We start from the raw sequence: 14,943 nt of genomic DNA, 5'->3' as shown, positions 1-14,943 counted from the left end.
GTATGAAAAAAGGATTTCCAGAAGGATTTTTATGGGGCGGCGCGATTGCGGCTTCACAAGCAGACGGCGCTTATAATCAAGGCGGTAAAGGTTTAGATACTCAGGATTTAAGATATTTTGATGCGGCTTGGACCAAGGAAGAGCGCGCGATGTTTAAAAACCGCAGAATCAATGGTGAAAAATATAAAAAGGCATTAACTGATGATGATACTGTTCACTATCCATTCAGATGGGGAATTGATTTCTATAACCATTATAAAGAGGATGTGAAGCTGTTTGCGGAATTAGGTATCAAAGTATTGCGCACATCGATTAACTGGGCGAGAATTTATCCCAATGGGGATGATGAAATGCCTAATGAAGAGGGGATTCAGTTTTATATAGATTTATTTAATGAATGCCATAAATATGGTATTAAAGTATTCGCAACCATTCTTCATTACAATATACCTGTGAATCTGGTAGAAAAATACGGCGGCTGGAAGAACCGTAAAACCATTGATTTTTATGTTAAATATGCGACAACATTATTTGTAAGACTTGGCGACAGAGTTGATTATTGGCTGCCCTTTAATGAATTTAATGCCGGCAGATTTAATCCTTATAACGGTGTGTGTCTAGTGGAGGATCAGGAAGCAGATTATGTTAATGCGATATTCCAATGTCTTCATCATCAATTCATCGCTAATGCATTGACAATAAAAGCGGGTCATGAGATTTTGCCGGGGTCAATGATTGGCGGTATGATTGCCAGATTTACAACATACCCGGCCACTTGTCATCCTGATGATGTGATGCAGATGATCTTAGATGATCAATATTCAAATTGGTTCTATCTGGATGTAATGGCTAGAGGAAAATATCCTGCCTATATTGAACGGTATTTTGATAAAGAAAACATTCAGATTAAAAAAGAAGCGGACGATGATATGATTTTAAGTGAAAATACGATTGACTTCACAGCCTTCTCCTATTATTTTTCACAGGTTTCTACCACTAAACAAGGCTGGGAGAAGACGGCGGGTAATCTGATCATGGCTAATAAAAATCCGTATTTAGAAACCAGTGAATGGGGATGGCAGAAAGATCCGGTTGGACTGCGGATTACATTGAATCAGATTTATGATCGTTATCAATTGCCGGTATTTGTTGCGGAAAATGGATTAGGCGCCAAAGATATCCTTGAAGCTGACGGGACTGTTCACGATCCATATAGAATTGATTATTTAAAAACTCATATCGCGCAAATGAAAGAGGCAGTTATCGATGGTGTTGATTTGTTAGGATATACGATGTGGGGCTTCATCGATATTGTCTCATGCGGACCTATGGAAATGAGTAAGCGCTATGGAGTAATCTATGTTGACCGAGATGACGAGGGAAAGGGTACCAATAAACGATACAAAAAAGATTCTTTTTACTGGTATAAAAAATGTATCGAAACCAATGGTGATACTGAATAATTAAATGATGTAGTATAAAGCAGTATCTCTCATGAGGAGATACTGCTTTTGCTTATTCTAGCTGGGTGCGTGATTTTGTGTATTTATAAGCGGTCTTAAGCATAGAATGCCATGAGGTGATTGAATGTTTGACCGTCTGAACTGCATCATGGTTGATTTGCTGATCCAATTTTCGCCCTATGTACTCTGGGCCATTTGTTTTGTATTTCTGCTCAGCAATGCTGTCAGTCTTGAATTTTATCATACATATGTAAGATTAATGCCATTGTTAACGCTTCTTACAATATTCAGATTTTGTAAGACAACCAATGGTGAGGCGTTTTTTGACTGTCATCCTTATGGCTGCGGCATCTATGTGATGCAGGGACTGATCCCATGGCTTCTCATTCAGCTCTTCGGCTTTGTGGGGATGGAATTATCATTATTTTTTATAATTGGTCTGCATACTTTCAGTGATCGTTATCTTATTTTTATGGCAGATAAACTGCCTTCTATAAAGATAAAATAATACTTTTTGATTGTTTAGTCATGGTTTAAATAAGGAAACATTGACTTTTACTTGATTAAAGAAAAATAATTGCATATAATAATCAAGTAAAGGTTAAGACGGAAAGAGTAGTACCTGATGAACTGACAGAGAGCGGATGGCTGGTGGAAATCCGCAGGGATAAGGGTATGAAGATGGCTCCTGAACTGTTTTTCTGAATCGTTAGGAAAAAACGTAACTGCGCGTTAAGCAGATGAGGTGTACGATGTACACAAATTAAGGTGGTACCACGAGATTTCGTCCTTTGGCGGAATCTTTTTTTATTAAAGCAGGAGGATGCGACATGAAAAATAAAGGTAAATATTATTTGACGACGGCGATTGCCTATACGTCAGGGAAACCGCATATCGGCAATACATACGAAATTATACTTTCAGATGCGATTGCCCGTTATCGCCGTTCACAGGGGTATGATGTGTTCTTTCAGACAGGAACTGATGAGCATGGACAGAAAATTGAAGAAAAGGCAGTAGCTGCCGGAGTTACACCACAGGCATATGTTGATGGTGTGGCGGATGTGATTCGTGAGAATTATAAACTGATGAATATTTCTTACGATTATTTTGTGAGAACTACCGATGATTATCATGTGAAGCAGGTACAGAAAATCTTTAAAAAGCTTTACGAACAGGGTGATATTTACAAAGGTAAATATGAAGGCCTGTATTGTACGCCATGTGAGTCCTTCTGGACTGAAAGCCAGCTTGTCGATGGGAAATGTCCTGACTGCGGCCGGCCAGTTCAGAAAGCAACTGAGGAAGCGTATTTTTTCAATCTGCAGAAATATGCTCAGCGCTTGATTGATCATATTGAATCTCATCCTGAATTTATTCAGCCTGAATCAAGAAAAAATGAAATGCTGAATAATTTCATCAAACCGGGACTGCAGGATCTTTGCGTTTCCAGAACTTCTTTTAAATGGGGGATTCCGGTTGACTTTGATGATAAGCATGTGGTTTATGTATGGATTGACGCGTTATCAAACTATATTACAAGCTTAGGCTTTGATGCGGATGGCAACCATGGTGAAAACTATAAGAAATACTGGCCGGCCGATGTTCATGTCATCGGTAAAGATATTCTGAGATTCCATACGATTTATTGGCCGATTATGCTGATGGCATTAGGACAGCCGCTGCCTAAACAGGTATTTGGTCATCCTTGGCTGTTAGTCGGCGATGGCAAAATGAGTAAATCCAAAGGCAATGCCATTTATGCGGATGAGCTGGTGAAGTATTTCGGTGTCGATGCCGTGCGTTATTTCTGTCTGAGTGAAATGCCTTATGCTCAGGATGGTACGATTACATGGGAACTGATGATCGAACGAATCAATTCTGATTTGGCGAACGTACTCGGCAATCTGGTGAACCGCACCATTTCAATGACCAATAAATATTTTGCGGGCGAGGTTAGCAATCCTGAAGCTAATGAACCGCTGGATGAGGAATTGAAACAGGCGGCAATGAACGCGGTTAAGGGTGCTGAGAAGAAGATGGATGAGCTGCGCGTCGGTGATGCGATTGCGGAAATCTTCGTTCTGCTTAAACGCTGCAACAAATACATTGATGAGACAACACCTTGGACATTGGCGAAAGAAGGTAAAAATGATCGTCTGGCAACGGTGCTGTATAATCTGCTTGAAGGGATCCGCATCGCGGCTATTCTGCTTGAACCATTCCTGCCAGAAACGGCGGAAAAGATTTTCGCACAATTGAATACGGAAGTAACTGATTTAGATACTTGTGAAAGCTTCGGTCATTTGGAATGCGGTAAAAAAGTCATCGCAAAGCCGGAAATTCTATTTGCCCGCATTGATGCAAAGGAAATGCTGGATACTATCGAAAAGGATCATGAAAAAGCGGCTGAACCTCTAAAGGAAGCTGAAGAAGCGGAAAAGAAACCGGAAATTACTTTTGATGATTTCTCTAAAATAGAATTAAAGACAGGCACGATTCTGAAGTGTGAAAAACATCCTAAGGCGGATAAGCTTTTAGTTTCCCAAATTGATGTTGGCAATGGTGATGTGCGTCAGATTGTCAGCGGCATTGCGACCCATTTCACACCTGAAGATATGGTTGGCAGACAGGTTATCGTTGTGACTAACTTAAAACCGGCAAAACTGCGCGGTGTGGAAAGTCAGGGTATGATCTTAGTCGGTGAAACAGCCAATGATGAACAGTTGGCATTAGCTGCCTGTGATTTGCCGAATGGCTCAATCGTACGTTAATGAGTGAACTGATTGAATTCAAGCTCATTGATCTGAATTCAGTGGATTACCTTGTTGAGAAGCAGCTTCGTGAGGATCTGCTCAGAAAACCGCTGGGCTTGATTCTCTCACATGAAGATCTGCGCTATGATCATTTATTTACCCATGCCGGTGCTTTTATTCAGGGGCATTTAGTTGGCTGTCTGATCTGGCGTAATGTTAGTGAGACATGTGTACAAATCAAGCAAGTATGCGTGCATCCTGCTTATCAAGGCAGACAGATCGGCTCAGCAATGATGAGATTCGCGCAGCAGGAAATTGCCAAGGCAGGAAATCAGGAAATCATGCTTCATGCAAGAATTAATGCCTGGTCATTCTATCAGCGATTGGGTTATGAATTCAGCAGTGATGAGTTTAAAGAGGTTGGCATCATTCATCGTGAAATGCGTAAAATATTATAGAAATAGGACGGAAATGGTTTTACTGTTTCCGTTTTTTTTATAAATTCTATTAAACTACTTTATCTGTCGTAGTAGTTGTGCTATACTGAAGGTACTTCATCAGGTGGAGTAGTTAGGAGGCGCTATGATCAGCAGTGATGTATTGCGTGGTTATAATGATACGATCGTATTGGCTTGTCTGCTTGATAAAGATTCATACGGCTATGAAATCAATAAGCAGATCAGAGATCAGTCAAGAGGTTACTATCATATTAAAGAAACCACACTGTATTCAGTGTTTAACCGATTAGAGAAGCATGGCTTTATTACCTCCTATTTTGGTAATGAATCATTGGGGAAACGGCGGACTTATTATCATATAACACCCAAGGGGTATGAATATTATTGCAGTAAATGTCAGGAATGGAAGGAAACTCAAGAACTGATTGACGCATTTGTCAGAGAAACGATCGAGGAGAAATAATATGGAAAAAATTAGAGTATTTGTGGATAATGTATTTTCCGGTTTGCCTAAAACTAAAGAAGTAATCGACATGAAAAGAGATATTCTAAGTAATATGGAGGAACATTATCTTGAGTTAATTAAACAGGGGAAGGATGAGGATTCAGCATTTGGTATTGTCGTTTCTGAGTTTGGCAGTATTGAAGATATCCGCCGTGAGTTAAACCTTGATGAAATTTTATATAATGAAAGCAATTTGCCGATCGATGAGGATAATCCGATGATATCCTATTTTCAGCGTAAATTCAGAAATGGTATTATTGCGGGCGTTGTCTGTTGTATCATTGGGGTATTTGGCACAGCTGTTATTTATGAGATTTTTTATTATAACTATTTGGTAGAAGCGATGCAGATCGCATGGTTTAGTGTATTTGTCTGTATCGGTGTGATTTTATTTATCTACTGGGGAATGGAAAAGGATCGCTTTGAGAAAAGCTGCGGCAGTCTGAATGGGATGGAAGCCTTTCAGGAAGCACCGATGAAAAATAAAAAAATGAAGGGAATCATTAATGGTATATTATGGCAGTTAACTGTATTGATTTATTTGCTGATGGGTTTCTTTATGGGATTATGGCATCCAGGGTGGATTATCTTTATCATATCAGCGATTATCAGCAGTGTTATCAATGCCTTCCTTTAAGCAGCTGCGGCTGCTTTTTATGTTGTAGGCAGTCAATGTTTGTGATAATATATACAAAATACATTGAATGTGGAGGTAAGAGTATGAATGAAATTGAAAAATGGTATGATGAAGTTTATGATGAATGGACACGGCTTGATCGGCATCGTGTTGAGTTTGATATTACAAAACGGTATCTTGATCATTATCTTAAAGGGGATAAGTTAAAAATCTTTGATATCGGCGGCGGCCCGGGACGCTATTCGATCTATCTGGCGGAAAAAGGTCATCAGGTAACACTGCTTGATCTGTCTGGCAAAAATGTTGAGATGGCTAAAATTAAAGCGAAAGAAGCTGGTGTTGAGCTTGCGGGTGCGGTTAAAGGCAACGCCTTGGACTTAAGTGAATTTGAAAGTGAAGCGTATGATGTTGTTTTATTGATGGGACCGCTTTATCATTTGATTCATGAAGCAGACCGCCGCAAGTCGATAGAGAATGCAATGCGGCTGTTGAAAAAGGGAGGCTTGCTGGTTGCGGCTTTTATATCAAATTACGCGCCGATTCAAGATGCATTATTGTATTGCAATGCTGATTTTGATACTGATGAATTACTGACTTATTTGGAGAATGGATTGAATGAAGCTGAACAAGGCTTTACTACGGCTTATTTTACAGGGGTAGAAGAAGCTAAGGCACTGATGAATAGTTTTGATTTAGAAGAGCTTGCTTTTGCGGGCATTGAAAATATCCTTGGCAGCAAGGAGAGTGAAATCATGGCTAGTCCGCAGTATGCGAAATGGATCGATATCGCCTATGCGCTAAGTCAGGATGCTAAGGTTTATGGTACAAGCCAGCATTTTTTATACATCGGTAAGAAATAGAAGTTGCTAACTAGAGTAAACATGTTTAAACTATGTTTATAGGAAGTGATACAATGTTTGAGAAAATATATGATTATTCAGTGAATGAAATAAAACGCGGATATGCTGAGGATGAGGAAGGCTTTGTATGTCTGTGCTGTCAGCAAAGGTTTTCAAAGGATGAAATTTATCTATTGGATAACCATTTCTATAAGGCAAACAAGGCAGTGATAGTGCATCTGAAACAAGCACATTCTGATTATTTTGATTTATTGCTGGAACATATGAGCCATGGCTGCACAGAGCGGCAGATTGAAATTCTAAAGGCGATGAAGCAGGGATATAAGGATAATGAAATTGCAAGGCTTACCGGTGTGGCAGCGGCTACCATTCGGCATCAGCGGTTTATTTTAAAGGAAAAGGCCAGACAGGCTAAAAGCTATTTGGCAGTTGCTGAATCTGTATTTGAACCTGATGAAAATGACCCTTATGTAAAGATTCATGAGGGTGCCAGAATAGGTTGATGAACGTTATTGTGTCACTGAAGATGAGGAAGCAAAGGCAATGGCGAGTCTGTTTCTTTCACTGGAACCTTTAAAGCTGAAGCAGTGGCCGGCAAAGGATAAGAAGAAGATTATCGCTTTGCGAAAGATTTGTGAATGCTTTGAGAGAAATCATGAGTATACGGAAAAAGAAGTTAATGCGATTTTAAAAAATATCTTTGATGATATCGCAAGCTTGCGCCGGGCATTGATTGAATATGGATTTATGGCCCGCAGTGAGGACTGCAGTAAATACTGGCGAACATAAATGAGTGTGGTTAATCCACACTTTTTATTTTTGGTTGACATATATCATGAACAATAATAGAATGTGTTTATGATATATGTAAATAAGGAGATTGCTTATGAAAGAAAATGATGAATTGCGGATGTTTAAAAGCTTAATGCCGCTTAAATTGATTGCATTACCTAAAAAGAAAGAACTGCGTCAAATTACGCTGCAGAGAATTGCTGAATGTTTTACGGCATCAAGGGAATATACAGAGCAGGAGGTTAATGAAATCCTGATGGGTGTTTATGAGGATTATGTTTATCTTCGCAGGGAATTGGTGGAACATCAATATTTGAAGAGGACTGCAGATGGCGGCCGATATTGGAAGTGATTTAAAGCGGGCGCTGCTTGGCCGGGCGGTGTCAATGCTGGGGAATGGCATGCAGAGTATCGCGCTGCCATTGATGTTTCTGAAGCTGACGGATTCGCTGTCGGCGAGCGGCACACTGTTTGCGTTTATGCAATGTCCTGCGGTTCTGCTTGCTCCCTGGCTTGGCTTGAAGCTTGAAAGTCTAAACAAAAAACATTGCATGGTAGCTCTTGATATTGCACAGGCAGGACTGCATGGTTTACTTTTAATTCTTGTGCTGAATCATGCGGAGCTATGGCTGATGGCATCTCTGTTAGCAGTCAGTGCGGTTTTGTCACAAGCTTTCAATATCAGTACCAGTGTGCTGCTGAGTGAATTAAGCAATGAAGCAAACCGGCAGCGGATGAATGGATTAAGGGGCATTGTTGATAATGGTGTGGCTTTGACGGCACCTTTGCTTGGAACACTTGTCTACACGGGGTTAGGTTTTGAGGCTATTGTGCTGCTGAATATTGTTAGTTTTGGTTTGTCAGGATTAATGGAATGTTTCATTAAATTAGAAGAAAAGCCGGCTGACATTCAGCAAAGGGATAAGAATTATCGGGAATTAATCCCCTTTTTCAAGAAAAAGCCTTTTGTTCTTCGCTTATTTTTAATTACTGGCTGTTTGAATCTGTTTTTTGCTCCGCATGAGGAAATCTTTTATCCGGCAGTGCTGATTAAAAATTATCACTATTCAGAGACGGTGTATGGACTAGCGAATCTGCTTTTTGTGGCAGGTATGCTGCTGACATCTTTTATTCTTTATCGTTTTAATAAAGGCTTATTCAGTCTTAAAACTAATCTGCTGCTGAACAGTGCGCTGCTTGGATGCCTTGGCTTCAGCTCATTGCTTGGTATCAGTCCAGCAATTTATTTTGTAATTTTTATGATGGTGATGATTATCAGCGGTTCACTGACATCGATGATAAACATTCCTTTGATTTCTTATTTTCAAAATGAAGTAGATGCAGCTATTCAAAGCCGGTTTTTTGCTCTGCAAAGCTTTACATCCTCATGCTTAATTCCACTGGGTATTTTTCTGGCAGGGCAGTTAAGCGAGATCAGCTCCGGCAGTTTTGTTATGGGAATGTTTAATTGCTGCATCCTCATCCTTGTTTATTTACTTATGAGAGGGTACAATATAGAAAACAATCAGAGGTGATAGGAATGAGTACGTATGTAATCAGTGACCTGCATGGTCAGCTGGGGCTGTTTAATCAGATGCTGGATAAAATCGAATTTAAAGAAACTGACCATTTATATATGCTTGGGGATGCTGTGGATCGTGGCCCTGATGGCATTTTATTGTTGAAAAAGGTTATGGGAATGAAAAATTGCACTTTTATTTTGGGTAATCATGAAAAGATGCTTCTGGATCATTATACGGATACGGATGTGGATCATGAAACAGCCTTGAAACGATGGCTGCGTAATGGCTGTGAACCAACAATGAGGGGCTATGAGGCATTAAACGATAAGGAAAGGGAAGCTGTAATCCATTTTCTTGAACAGGCACCGCTGCAGCTGATCCTGGATGTAAATGGCAAAACGTTTTGTTTAGTGCATGGCGCTCCATGCTATGAAAATCAAGAGGATTATGATCCGGCTGAGCATCTGGGTCATTCATGGCGTGATGTTTTTGTATGGACGCGGATCGGTGCTGATGAAACTTTTGAAGGCCCGCATGTAATTATCGGACATACACCAACGGCGGCTTATCAGATGGATAAACCCTGCAGGATTTGGCATGGCAAGAATGTGAGCGATATTGACTGCGGATGCGCGATGCTGGATATGGGCGGACAGCTGGGGTGTATGCGGCTGGAGGATATGGCGGAATTCTATGCAGCCCCTAAGAGAAACGATAATTAATGTTAAAAATGAAAGAAAATACAGTAAGTATCATTGTACCGGTATACAATCGTGAAAAAGTTATTGTCCGATGTCTGCAGTCTTTGCAGGCTCAAACCTATAGGTATTTAGAAATTATTGTTGTTGATGATGGCAGTCAGGATCAATCGGCTGAAATATGCATGACAATGGCTGCGAATGATTCACGCATTAAAGTTATAAAGCAGACAAATGGCGGTGTATCATCAGCGAGAAACAGAGGTATCAAAGAAGCGGCAGGTAAATATCTTATGTTTCTTGATTCAGATGATGTTTATGAGGCTGATACAGTAGATTCGATGATGGAATACGCGGCTGAAAATACACTTTGCATCTGTGGCATGCGGCGCATAGATCCACATGGCAAAAGCAAAGATTATGTCTATGATCAAACACCAGTAAGCTATTACGATTCAGATTATTATTTTGAAATAGATCGTCGGCGATTATTTTATTCTGTCTGCAATAAATTATATATGAAAGAGAAAATTATAAAGAATGGCTTATTTTTTGATGAAAGTATCCATTATACTGAAGATTTTATATTCAATTTACATTATTATCAGCATATAGATCAAGTAATCTTAATTAATAAGCCTTATTATCATTATATTGATTGTGATCAAAATTCATTGTCTAAGGATAATCAGCAGAACTTTTTAAAGGGGACGCTTGCGAATAATCAAACGGTTATCGAATATTTGAATGCAAATCCTCAAATCCCTGAAGTTTTAAAAGCACGTTGCTATCATAGTTTTTTAGTGAATATTCTATGCTATCTTGATCGCAGCAATCCGTTTTTTAAGGTTGACCGAAAGGCGGCATCCGCATTAATTTCAGACGCGATGAAGGATATGGAAGGGTGGCTGCCTTATGCGAATCATAAGACACGCATGGAATTTTGGCTGCTTAAACACAAACTGTTTCTAACTGACAGAATCATACGCGCAATCTATTTTAAATGGTTTGCTTAATCAATGCGGCAGCTCCCTTGGGTGTAAAATCTGAAAGTGAGCTGTTTTTGATTGAAATCATGGTAAATTTAATATAAATTGTACTATAATAGTAGGAAGTTGAGGAGTTGGTAAAATGGTTGATGTAATCGTACTGGGCGGCGGCCATGCTGGTGTTGAAGCGGCATTAGCGGCAGCCCGTTTAAATAAAGAAACAATCTTATTCACTATGCATATAGATATGATTGCCGCTATGCCGTGCAATCCAAGTGTCGGCGGTCCGGCAAAAGGTATCGTTGTACGGGAAATTGATGCTTTAGGCGGTGAAATGGGCAGAGCAGCTGATGCTACTGCTTTGCAGTTCAAAATGCTGAATACTACAAAGGGCCCCGGTGTTCAGTGTCTGCGGGTACAAAGTGATAAAATCGCTTATAAAAAATACATGCAGAATGTGGTTTTGAATACTAAAAATCTTAAGGTGCGGGAAGCTATTGTTGAGGAAGTATTAATTCAAGACGGCAAAGCAGTCGGCATAAGATTAAACACCGGTGAAACAGTTCTTTGCAGAGCGCTGATCATTACCAGCGGTACATTTATGAGCTCCTTAGTTATGGTTGGGCATACGGCAACACCAAGCGGACCGGATGATGAGCCGACGACAGAAAAGCTTTCAGAAAGTTTAAGAATGGCCGATTTAAGAACATTCCGTTTAAAAACAGGTACGCCGGCCAGGGTTTATACTGACAGCATTGACTTTTCAAAGACCGAGCTGCAGCCGGGAACGGATGAATTTGTCTGCTTTTCGGCTGATACTAAACGTGAGGACGTGCGGCCTTTCGAGAAACAGCATGTCTGCTATTTAACCTATACGGCGCCGCAAACACATAAAATTATTAATGATAACTTGAAGGAATCGGCCATGTACTCAGGCTTGGTTAAAGGCGTTGGGCCTAGATACTGCCCTTCAATCGAAGATAAATTGGTACGCTTTGCTGATAAGGAAAGACATCAAATATTTTTAGAGCCTGAATCAGAATCATTGGACACTACTTATGTTCAGGGGTTCTCTACATCAATGCCGCATCATATTCAGGATCAAATGCTGCATTCACTGCCGGGTCTTGAAAACTGCCGGATTAAGAAATATGCCTATGCAATAGAATATGATGCTATTGATCCGCTGCAATTAAAGCCGACGCTGGAATTAATTGCTGTTGAAAATCTGTTTACGGCTGGTCAGATCAACGGTACCAGCGGCTATGAGGAAGCAGCGGCACAGGGGTTGATGGCAGGAATCAATGCCAGTTTAAAGCTTGATGGTAAAGAAGGCTTGATCCTGCATCGTGACGAAGCTTATATCGGTGTAATGATTGACGATTTGGTTACGAAAGGCACACAGGAGCCTTATCGGCTATTGACATCAAGAGCTGAATATCGATTGCTGCTGCGCCACGATAACGCGGATATGCGGCTGACTGAAAAAGGCTATGAAATCGGTTTGATCTCACAGGATCGCTATGATCGTTTTAAAAAGAAGATAAGTGATATAGAAGCAGGTGCAAATGCACTCTCAGCGATTCGTTTCACCTCTAAATCAGAGGTAGCTCTCTATCTTGAAAAACTTGGCTTCGACCCGCTGACTGAAGGAATCAGCGCTTTAGAACTGCTGAAACGGCCGGGTGTGACAATTAATGAATTAAAACCATATACGCATTTGGAGATTTCTGAAGAAGCAGCCCGTCAGATAGAAATTGAAGTTAAATATGAAGGTTATATTCGCAAGGCGCGTAAAGAAGCGGATAAACTAAAAGCGATGGAGAATCTGAAACTGACTGGTATCAATTATGATGAGGTTGAAAATTTATCACTTGAAGGCCGTCAGAAGCTAAAGGCAATTCAGCCGGCAAGCGTAGGTCAGGCTTCCCGAATATCGGGGGTTAATCCTGCGGATATAGCTGTTTTAGCAATTCATCTTGAACAGCGCAAGCGTCAGAATCAGTAAAATCAGGTGCAATTGACATTCGTGTGTAAGAAGTATATGATGAAGCATATAGGAGAAGAGAACGATGCTAGCTCCTAATTTCAAAAGTCTGGAAGGTGCCTATGATTAAAGCGGTGTTATTTGATATGGACGGTGTTCTGATTGACTCAGAGCCGGTTTATAGTCAGCGTAAAATTGATTTTTTCAGCCAATATGGCTATCATTTCACAAAAGAAAGAATGAATTCTTTTGCTGGACTCGATCTGGATGTCATCATGCAGAAGCTGTTCCCGGAGAAGTCAGACGCTGAATTGGAAAAAATCATTGATGTTTATAAACAATTTTCCGAAACTTACCATTTCCCCTATGATGAAATCTTGAACGCGGGGGTAAAAGAAACACTGCGTTCGTTAAAGCAGCAGCATATTAAAACTGCAATCGTCTCAACTTCTCCTAAAAAAAGTATTAATGAAATGATTCGTATCTGCGGTTTAGAAAACATGTTTGATCTGATAGTCAGCGGTGAAGATTATCCTAAATCAAAGCCGGATCCAGCTGTTTATAATGCAGCCAGAGATGCGCTTGGGTATGAAGCAGATGAATATCTGGTTATTGAAGATTCAGATACCGGTATAGCGGCGGCAAAAGGCAGCGGTTTATCAGTAGCTGCCATACGGGCTGCTCAGTATGGTTTCCATCAAGATCAAGCGGATATGCTGATTGATACGGTAGATCAAGTATTAGATATTATTAAAAAAATAAATAAGGAGTGATTCCATGAGTATGCTTAAGACAATTGGTACTGTATTTATAGGTATCGGAATGGCTGGTGTGGCAATCAGTGCAGTGTCCAAAATCGTGAAAATAAGTCAGGAAAAGAAAAACAAGGCTGAAACATCAGCGGTTAGTGAGCCAATCGTTTCCGTGCCAATTGAAAAGATTGCGATTGCAAGACCTAAACCTGCACAAATCCGTCACATGAATGAGCTTTTAAGACGGGTAGAGATACATGATGATCGTTTGAAAAGATCAGCGGCAAAACGTTTATCTACAATCAGAAAAAGAACGCGGGTCATTATTCATAAATAATAAAAAAATGCATTATTTAGCTGTCCGGATAGCGGATGGTGATAATAATGCATTTTTATTAGTCGAGGCTGATATATTATGATATTAATAATTATAGAAACGGTGCCAATACAAGTGAAAGTATCACAGTGATAATTCCGCAAAGACCTAAAGCAATACCGCTCATTGCACCTTCAACCTCACCGATTTCCAATGCTTTTGATGTGCCGAGCGCATGCGAAGAGGTGCCGATGGCAATGCCGCGAATAACAGGGTCTTTAATTTTAAATACTTTAATTAAGGTTGGTGCTAAAACAGCCCCAATTATGCCGGTTATAATCACAGCGGCAATGGTGATCGGTACGATGCCGCCTAAAGAAGCACTGACGTCCATGGCAATGGGAGTGGTTACTGATTTGGGAATCAGCGAATAAGCCATTGCTTCATCAAGCTGAAATACATTGCAAAGCAGCATGACAGAAGTCATGGATACGATGGATCCTACTAAAGTGCCGGCTAGAATGGGAATTAGATTCTTTTTAAGTTTATCAGCCTGGCGGTAAATAGATAGGGCTAACATGCAGGTAGCAGGTGTGAGAAACATTGAGATAAAAGAAGCGCCCTGATTAAATTGATCAAGAGATATGCCGGCAGCACTCAGAAAAACAATCACAATCAGAATTGCAATCAGCAATGGGTTGGCGACTGCCAGTTTCGTCTTCTGCTGGATCAGCAATCCGATTTTATAAGCAATGATACATAGAAATATAGAGAATAAAGGAGAAGCAATAATTTCGTTCATACTAATTTCCCCTCCTTATCAATTTCTGAACTCCCTGCACTGTCAAAACAGTGGCAAAAAAAGTAAGTAAAGTAGTGAACAGACAAATCAGCAGCAAAATCAGCGCCTGACTTTTCAATAATTCAAAATATTCCATGATGCCAACACCGGCAGGAATGAAAAGAAAAGCCATATTTTTTAATAGATAATCACCAATATCAGCAATCTGATGTTCCTTGATAATTTTAGTACATAATAATATAAAAAGGATAGCCATGCTGATAATGCTGACAGGAAAATTAAACGGCAGACTCTCGGCGATAGCAATTGATCCAAGACAGACAGCAAATAATAAAGCGCATTGTTCCAGAAGTTTCATAAGATTCCCTCATTTTTTGATATAACGATTTTTATTATAGTCAGTTT

18 protein-coding genes and 1 other annotated feature are annotated in these 14,943 nt (G+C 40.1%); of the genes, 16 read left to right on the top strand and 2 right to left on the bottom strand.

Annotation, left to right across the window (positions count from 1 at the left end; all coding sequences use genetic code 11):
* The first annotated feature begins 2 nt into the window (after positions 1-2).
* From DWZ33_RS07240 to DWZ33_RS07165, 16 genes are all read left to right on the top strand, one after another.
* Positions 3-1,463 carry a glycoside hydrolase family 1 protein gene (locus DWZ33_RS07240; protein WP_118454334.1) on the top strand — a complete coding sequence of 487 codons (1,461 nt, stop codon included), beginning with the start codon at positions 3-5 and terminating at the stop codon, positions 1,461-1,463.
* Between the two features lie 124 nt (positions 1,464-1,587).
* A complete protein-coding gene (locus tag DWZ33_RS07235; RefSeq protein ID WP_118454333.1) occupies positions 1,588-1,971 on the top strand; it encodes a hypothetical protein in 384 nt (127 codons plus the stop codon).
* A gap of 86 nt (positions 1,972-2,057) precedes the next feature.
* Positions 2,058-2,258 (top strand) — a binding site (T-box leader).
* 35 nt (positions 2,259-2,293) lie between these two features.
* A complete protein-coding gene (metG, locus tag DWZ33_RS07230; RefSeq protein WP_118454332.1) occupies positions 2,294-4,237 on the top strand; it encodes a methionine--tRNA ligase in 1,944 nt (647 codons plus the stop codon).
* Entirely contained in the window at positions 4,237-4,677 is a 441-nt protein-coding gene (locus DWZ33_RS07225; RefSeq protein ID WP_118454331.1) for a GNAT family N-acetyltransferase, read from the top strand. Before metG ends, DWZ33_RS07225 begins: the two co-directional genes overlap by 1 nt.
* Positions 4,678-4,801: 124 nt before the next feature.
* The gene (locus DWZ33_RS07220) at positions 4,802-5,140 is read left to right on the top strand and encodes a PadR family transcriptional regulator (protein WP_022939129.1); all 339 of its coding nucleotides are present in this window, start codon (positions 4,802-4,804) and stop codon (positions 5,138-5,140) included.
* A gap of 1 nt (position 5,141) precedes the next feature.
* The gene (locus DWZ33_RS07215) at positions 5,142-5,819 is read left to right on the top strand and encodes a permease prefix domain 1-containing protein (protein ID WP_022939128.1); all 678 of its coding nucleotides are present in this window, start codon (positions 5,142-5,144) and stop codon (positions 5,817-5,819) included.
* 83 nt (positions 5,820-5,902) lie between these two features.
* Positions 5,903-6,679, top strand: coding sequence for a class I SAM-dependent methyltransferase (locus tag DWZ33_RS07210; RefSeq protein WP_118454330.1), 777 nt, complete (start codon positions 5,903-5,905; stop codon positions 6,677-6,679).
* Positions 6,680-6,732: 53 nt separating this feature from the next.
* The gene (locus DWZ33_RS07205) at positions 6,733-7,182 is read left to right on the top strand and encodes a helix-turn-helix transcriptional regulator (RefSeq protein WP_118454329.1); all 450 of its coding nucleotides are present in this window, start codon (positions 6,733-6,735) and stop codon (positions 7,180-7,182) included.
* Positions 7,183-7,222: 40 nt separating this feature from the next.
* Positions 7,223-7,468 (top strand): DUF2087 domain-containing protein, encoded by a 246-nt coding sequence (locus DWZ33_RS07200; RefSeq protein ID WP_118454328.1) that lies wholly within the window; start codon positions 7,223-7,225, stop codon positions 7,466-7,468.
* Between the two features lie 97 nt (positions 7,469-7,565).
* Positions 7,566-7,823, top strand: a complete 258-nt coding sequence (locus tag DWZ33_RS07195; protein ID WP_118454327.1) for a DUF2087 domain-containing protein — start codon at positions 7,566-7,568, stop codon at positions 7,821-7,823.
* The gene (locus DWZ33_RS07190) at positions 7,801-9,006 is read left to right on the top strand and encodes an MFS transporter (RefSeq protein ID WP_118454326.1); all 1,206 of its coding nucleotides are present in this window, start codon (positions 7,801-7,803) and stop codon (positions 9,004-9,006) included. The genes DWZ33_RS07195 and DWZ33_RS07190 overlap by 23 nt, the downstream gene beginning before the upstream one ends.
* Positions 9,007-9,011: 5 nt before the next feature.
* Entirely contained in the window at positions 9,012-9,716 is a 705-nt protein-coding gene (locus DWZ33_RS07185) for a metallophosphoesterase family protein (protein WP_118454325.1), read from the top strand.
* Positions 9,716-10,708: a glycosyltransferase family 2 protein gene (locus tag DWZ33_RS07180; RefSeq protein WP_118454324.1), complete on the top strand. Its 993-nt coding sequence runs from the start codon at positions 9,716-9,718 to the stop codon at positions 10,706-10,708. Before DWZ33_RS07185 ends, DWZ33_RS07180 begins: the two co-directional genes overlap by 1 nt.
* Before the next feature lie 115 nt (positions 10,709-10,823).
* Positions 10,824-12,689 (top strand): tRNA uridine-5-carboxymethylaminomethyl(34) synthesis enzyme MnmG, encoded by a 1,866-nt coding sequence (mnmG, locus tag DWZ33_RS07175; protein ID WP_118454323.1) that lies wholly within the window; start codon positions 10,824-10,826, stop codon positions 12,687-12,689.
* Positions 12,690-12,790: 101 nt separating this feature from the next.
* Entirely contained in the window at positions 12,791-13,441 is a 651-nt protein-coding gene (locus DWZ33_RS07170) for an HAD family hydrolase (RefSeq protein WP_022939120.1), read from the top strand.
* A gap of 4 nt (positions 13,442-13,445) precedes the next feature.
* Positions 13,446-13,757 (top strand): hypothetical protein, encoded by a 312-nt coding sequence (locus DWZ33_RS07165; RefSeq protein ID WP_118454322.1) that lies wholly within the window; start codon positions 13,446-13,448, stop codon positions 13,755-13,757.
* Positions 13,758-13,848: 91 nt separating this feature from the next.
* On the opposite strand, the gene DWZ33_RS07160 is transcribed toward DWZ33_RS07165, so the two are convergent.
* Positions 13,849-14,538 carry an LrgB family protein gene (locus DWZ33_RS07160; protein ID WP_118454321.1) on the bottom strand — a complete coding sequence of 230 codons (690 nt, stop codon included), beginning with the start codon at positions 14,536-14,538 and terminating at the stop codon, positions 13,849-13,851.
* A 1-nt stretch (position 14,539) separates the two neighbouring features.
* Positions 14,540-14,896, bottom strand: a complete 357-nt coding sequence (locus DWZ33_RS07155; RefSeq protein WP_118454320.1) for a CidA/LrgA family protein — start codon at positions 14,894-14,896, stop codon at positions 14,540-14,542.
* Between the last annotated feature and the right edge of the window lie 47 nt (positions 14,897-14,943).

It is taken from the genome of Dielma fastidiosa, from assembly GCF_003475485.1.
GTDB lineage: Bacteria > Bacillota_I > Bacilli_A > Erysipelotrichales > Erysipelotrichaceae > Dielma > Dielma fastidiosa.
The sequence above is the reverse complement of the archived record's forward strand: the minus strand, read 5'-3'. Positions and strand labels throughout refer to the sequence as shown.

Excerpts from the sequence above, each read along its gene's own strand:
- DWZ33_RS07240 (WP_118454334.1), top strand. The coding sequence starts at position 3 with ATGAAAAAAGGATTTCCAGAAGGATTTTTATGGGGCGGCGCGATTGCG.
- DWZ33_RS07235 (WP_118454333.1), top strand. The coding sequence starts at position 1,588 with ATGTTTGACCGTCTGAACTGCATCATGGTTGATTTGCTGATCCAATTT.
- metG (WP_118454332.1), top strand. The coding sequence starts at position 2,294 with ATGAAAAATAAAGGTAAATATTATTTGACGACGGCGATTGCCTATACG.
- DWZ33_RS07225 (WP_118454331.1), top strand. The coding sequence starts at position 4,237 with ATGAGTGAACTGATTGAATTCAAGCTCATTGATCTGAATTCAGTGGAT.
- DWZ33_RS07220 (WP_022939129.1), top strand. The coding sequence starts at position 4,802 with ATGATCAGCAGTGATGTATTGCGTGGTTATAATGATACGATCGTATTG.
- DWZ33_RS07215 (WP_022939128.1), top strand. The coding sequence starts at position 5,142 with ATGGAAAAAATTAGAGTATTTGTGGATAATGTATTTTCCGGTTTGCCT.
- DWZ33_RS07210 (WP_118454330.1), top strand. The coding sequence starts at position 5,903 with ATGAATGAAATTGAAAAATGGTATGATGAAGTTTATGATGAATGGACA.
- DWZ33_RS07205 (WP_118454329.1), top strand. The coding sequence starts at position 6,733 with ATGTTTGAGAAAATATATGATTATTCAGTGAATGAAATAAAACGCGGA.
- DWZ33_RS07200 (WP_118454328.1), top strand. The coding sequence starts at position 7,223 with ATGGCGAGTCTGTTTCTTTCACTGGAACCTTTAAAGCTGAAGCAGTGG.
- DWZ33_RS07195 (WP_118454327.1), top strand. The coding sequence starts at position 7,566 with ATGAAAGAAAATGATGAATTGCGGATGTTTAAAAGCTTAATGCCGCTT.
- DWZ33_RS07190 (WP_118454326.1), top strand. The coding sequence starts at position 7,801 with ATGGCGGCCGATATTGGAAGTGATTTAAAGCGGGCGCTGCTTGGCCGG.
- DWZ33_RS07185 (WP_118454325.1), top strand. The coding sequence starts at position 9,012 with ATGAGTACGTATGTAATCAGTGACCTGCATGGTCAGCTGGGGCTGTTT.
- DWZ33_RS07180 (WP_118454324.1), top strand. The coding sequence starts at position 9,716 with ATGTTAAAAATGAAAGAAAATACAGTAAGTATCATTGTACCGGTATAC.
- mnmG (WP_118454323.1), top strand. The coding sequence starts at position 10,824 with ATGGTTGATGTAATCGTACTGGGCGGCGGCCATGCTGGTGTTGAAGCG.
- DWZ33_RS07170 (WP_022939120.1), top strand. The coding sequence starts at position 12,791 with ATGATTAAAGCGGTGTTATTTGATATGGACGGTGTTCTGATTGACTCA.
- DWZ33_RS07165 (WP_118454322.1), top strand. The coding sequence starts at position 13,446 with ATGAGTATGCTTAAGACAATTGGTACTGTATTTATAGGTATCGGAATG.
- DWZ33_RS07160 (WP_118454321.1), bottom strand. The coding sequence starts at position 14,538 with ATGAACGAAATTATTGCTTCTCCTTTATTCTCTATATTTCTATGTATC.
- DWZ33_RS07155 (WP_118454320.1), bottom strand. The coding sequence starts at position 14,896 with ATGAAACTTCTGGAACAATGCGCTTTATTATTTGCTGTCTGTCTTGGA.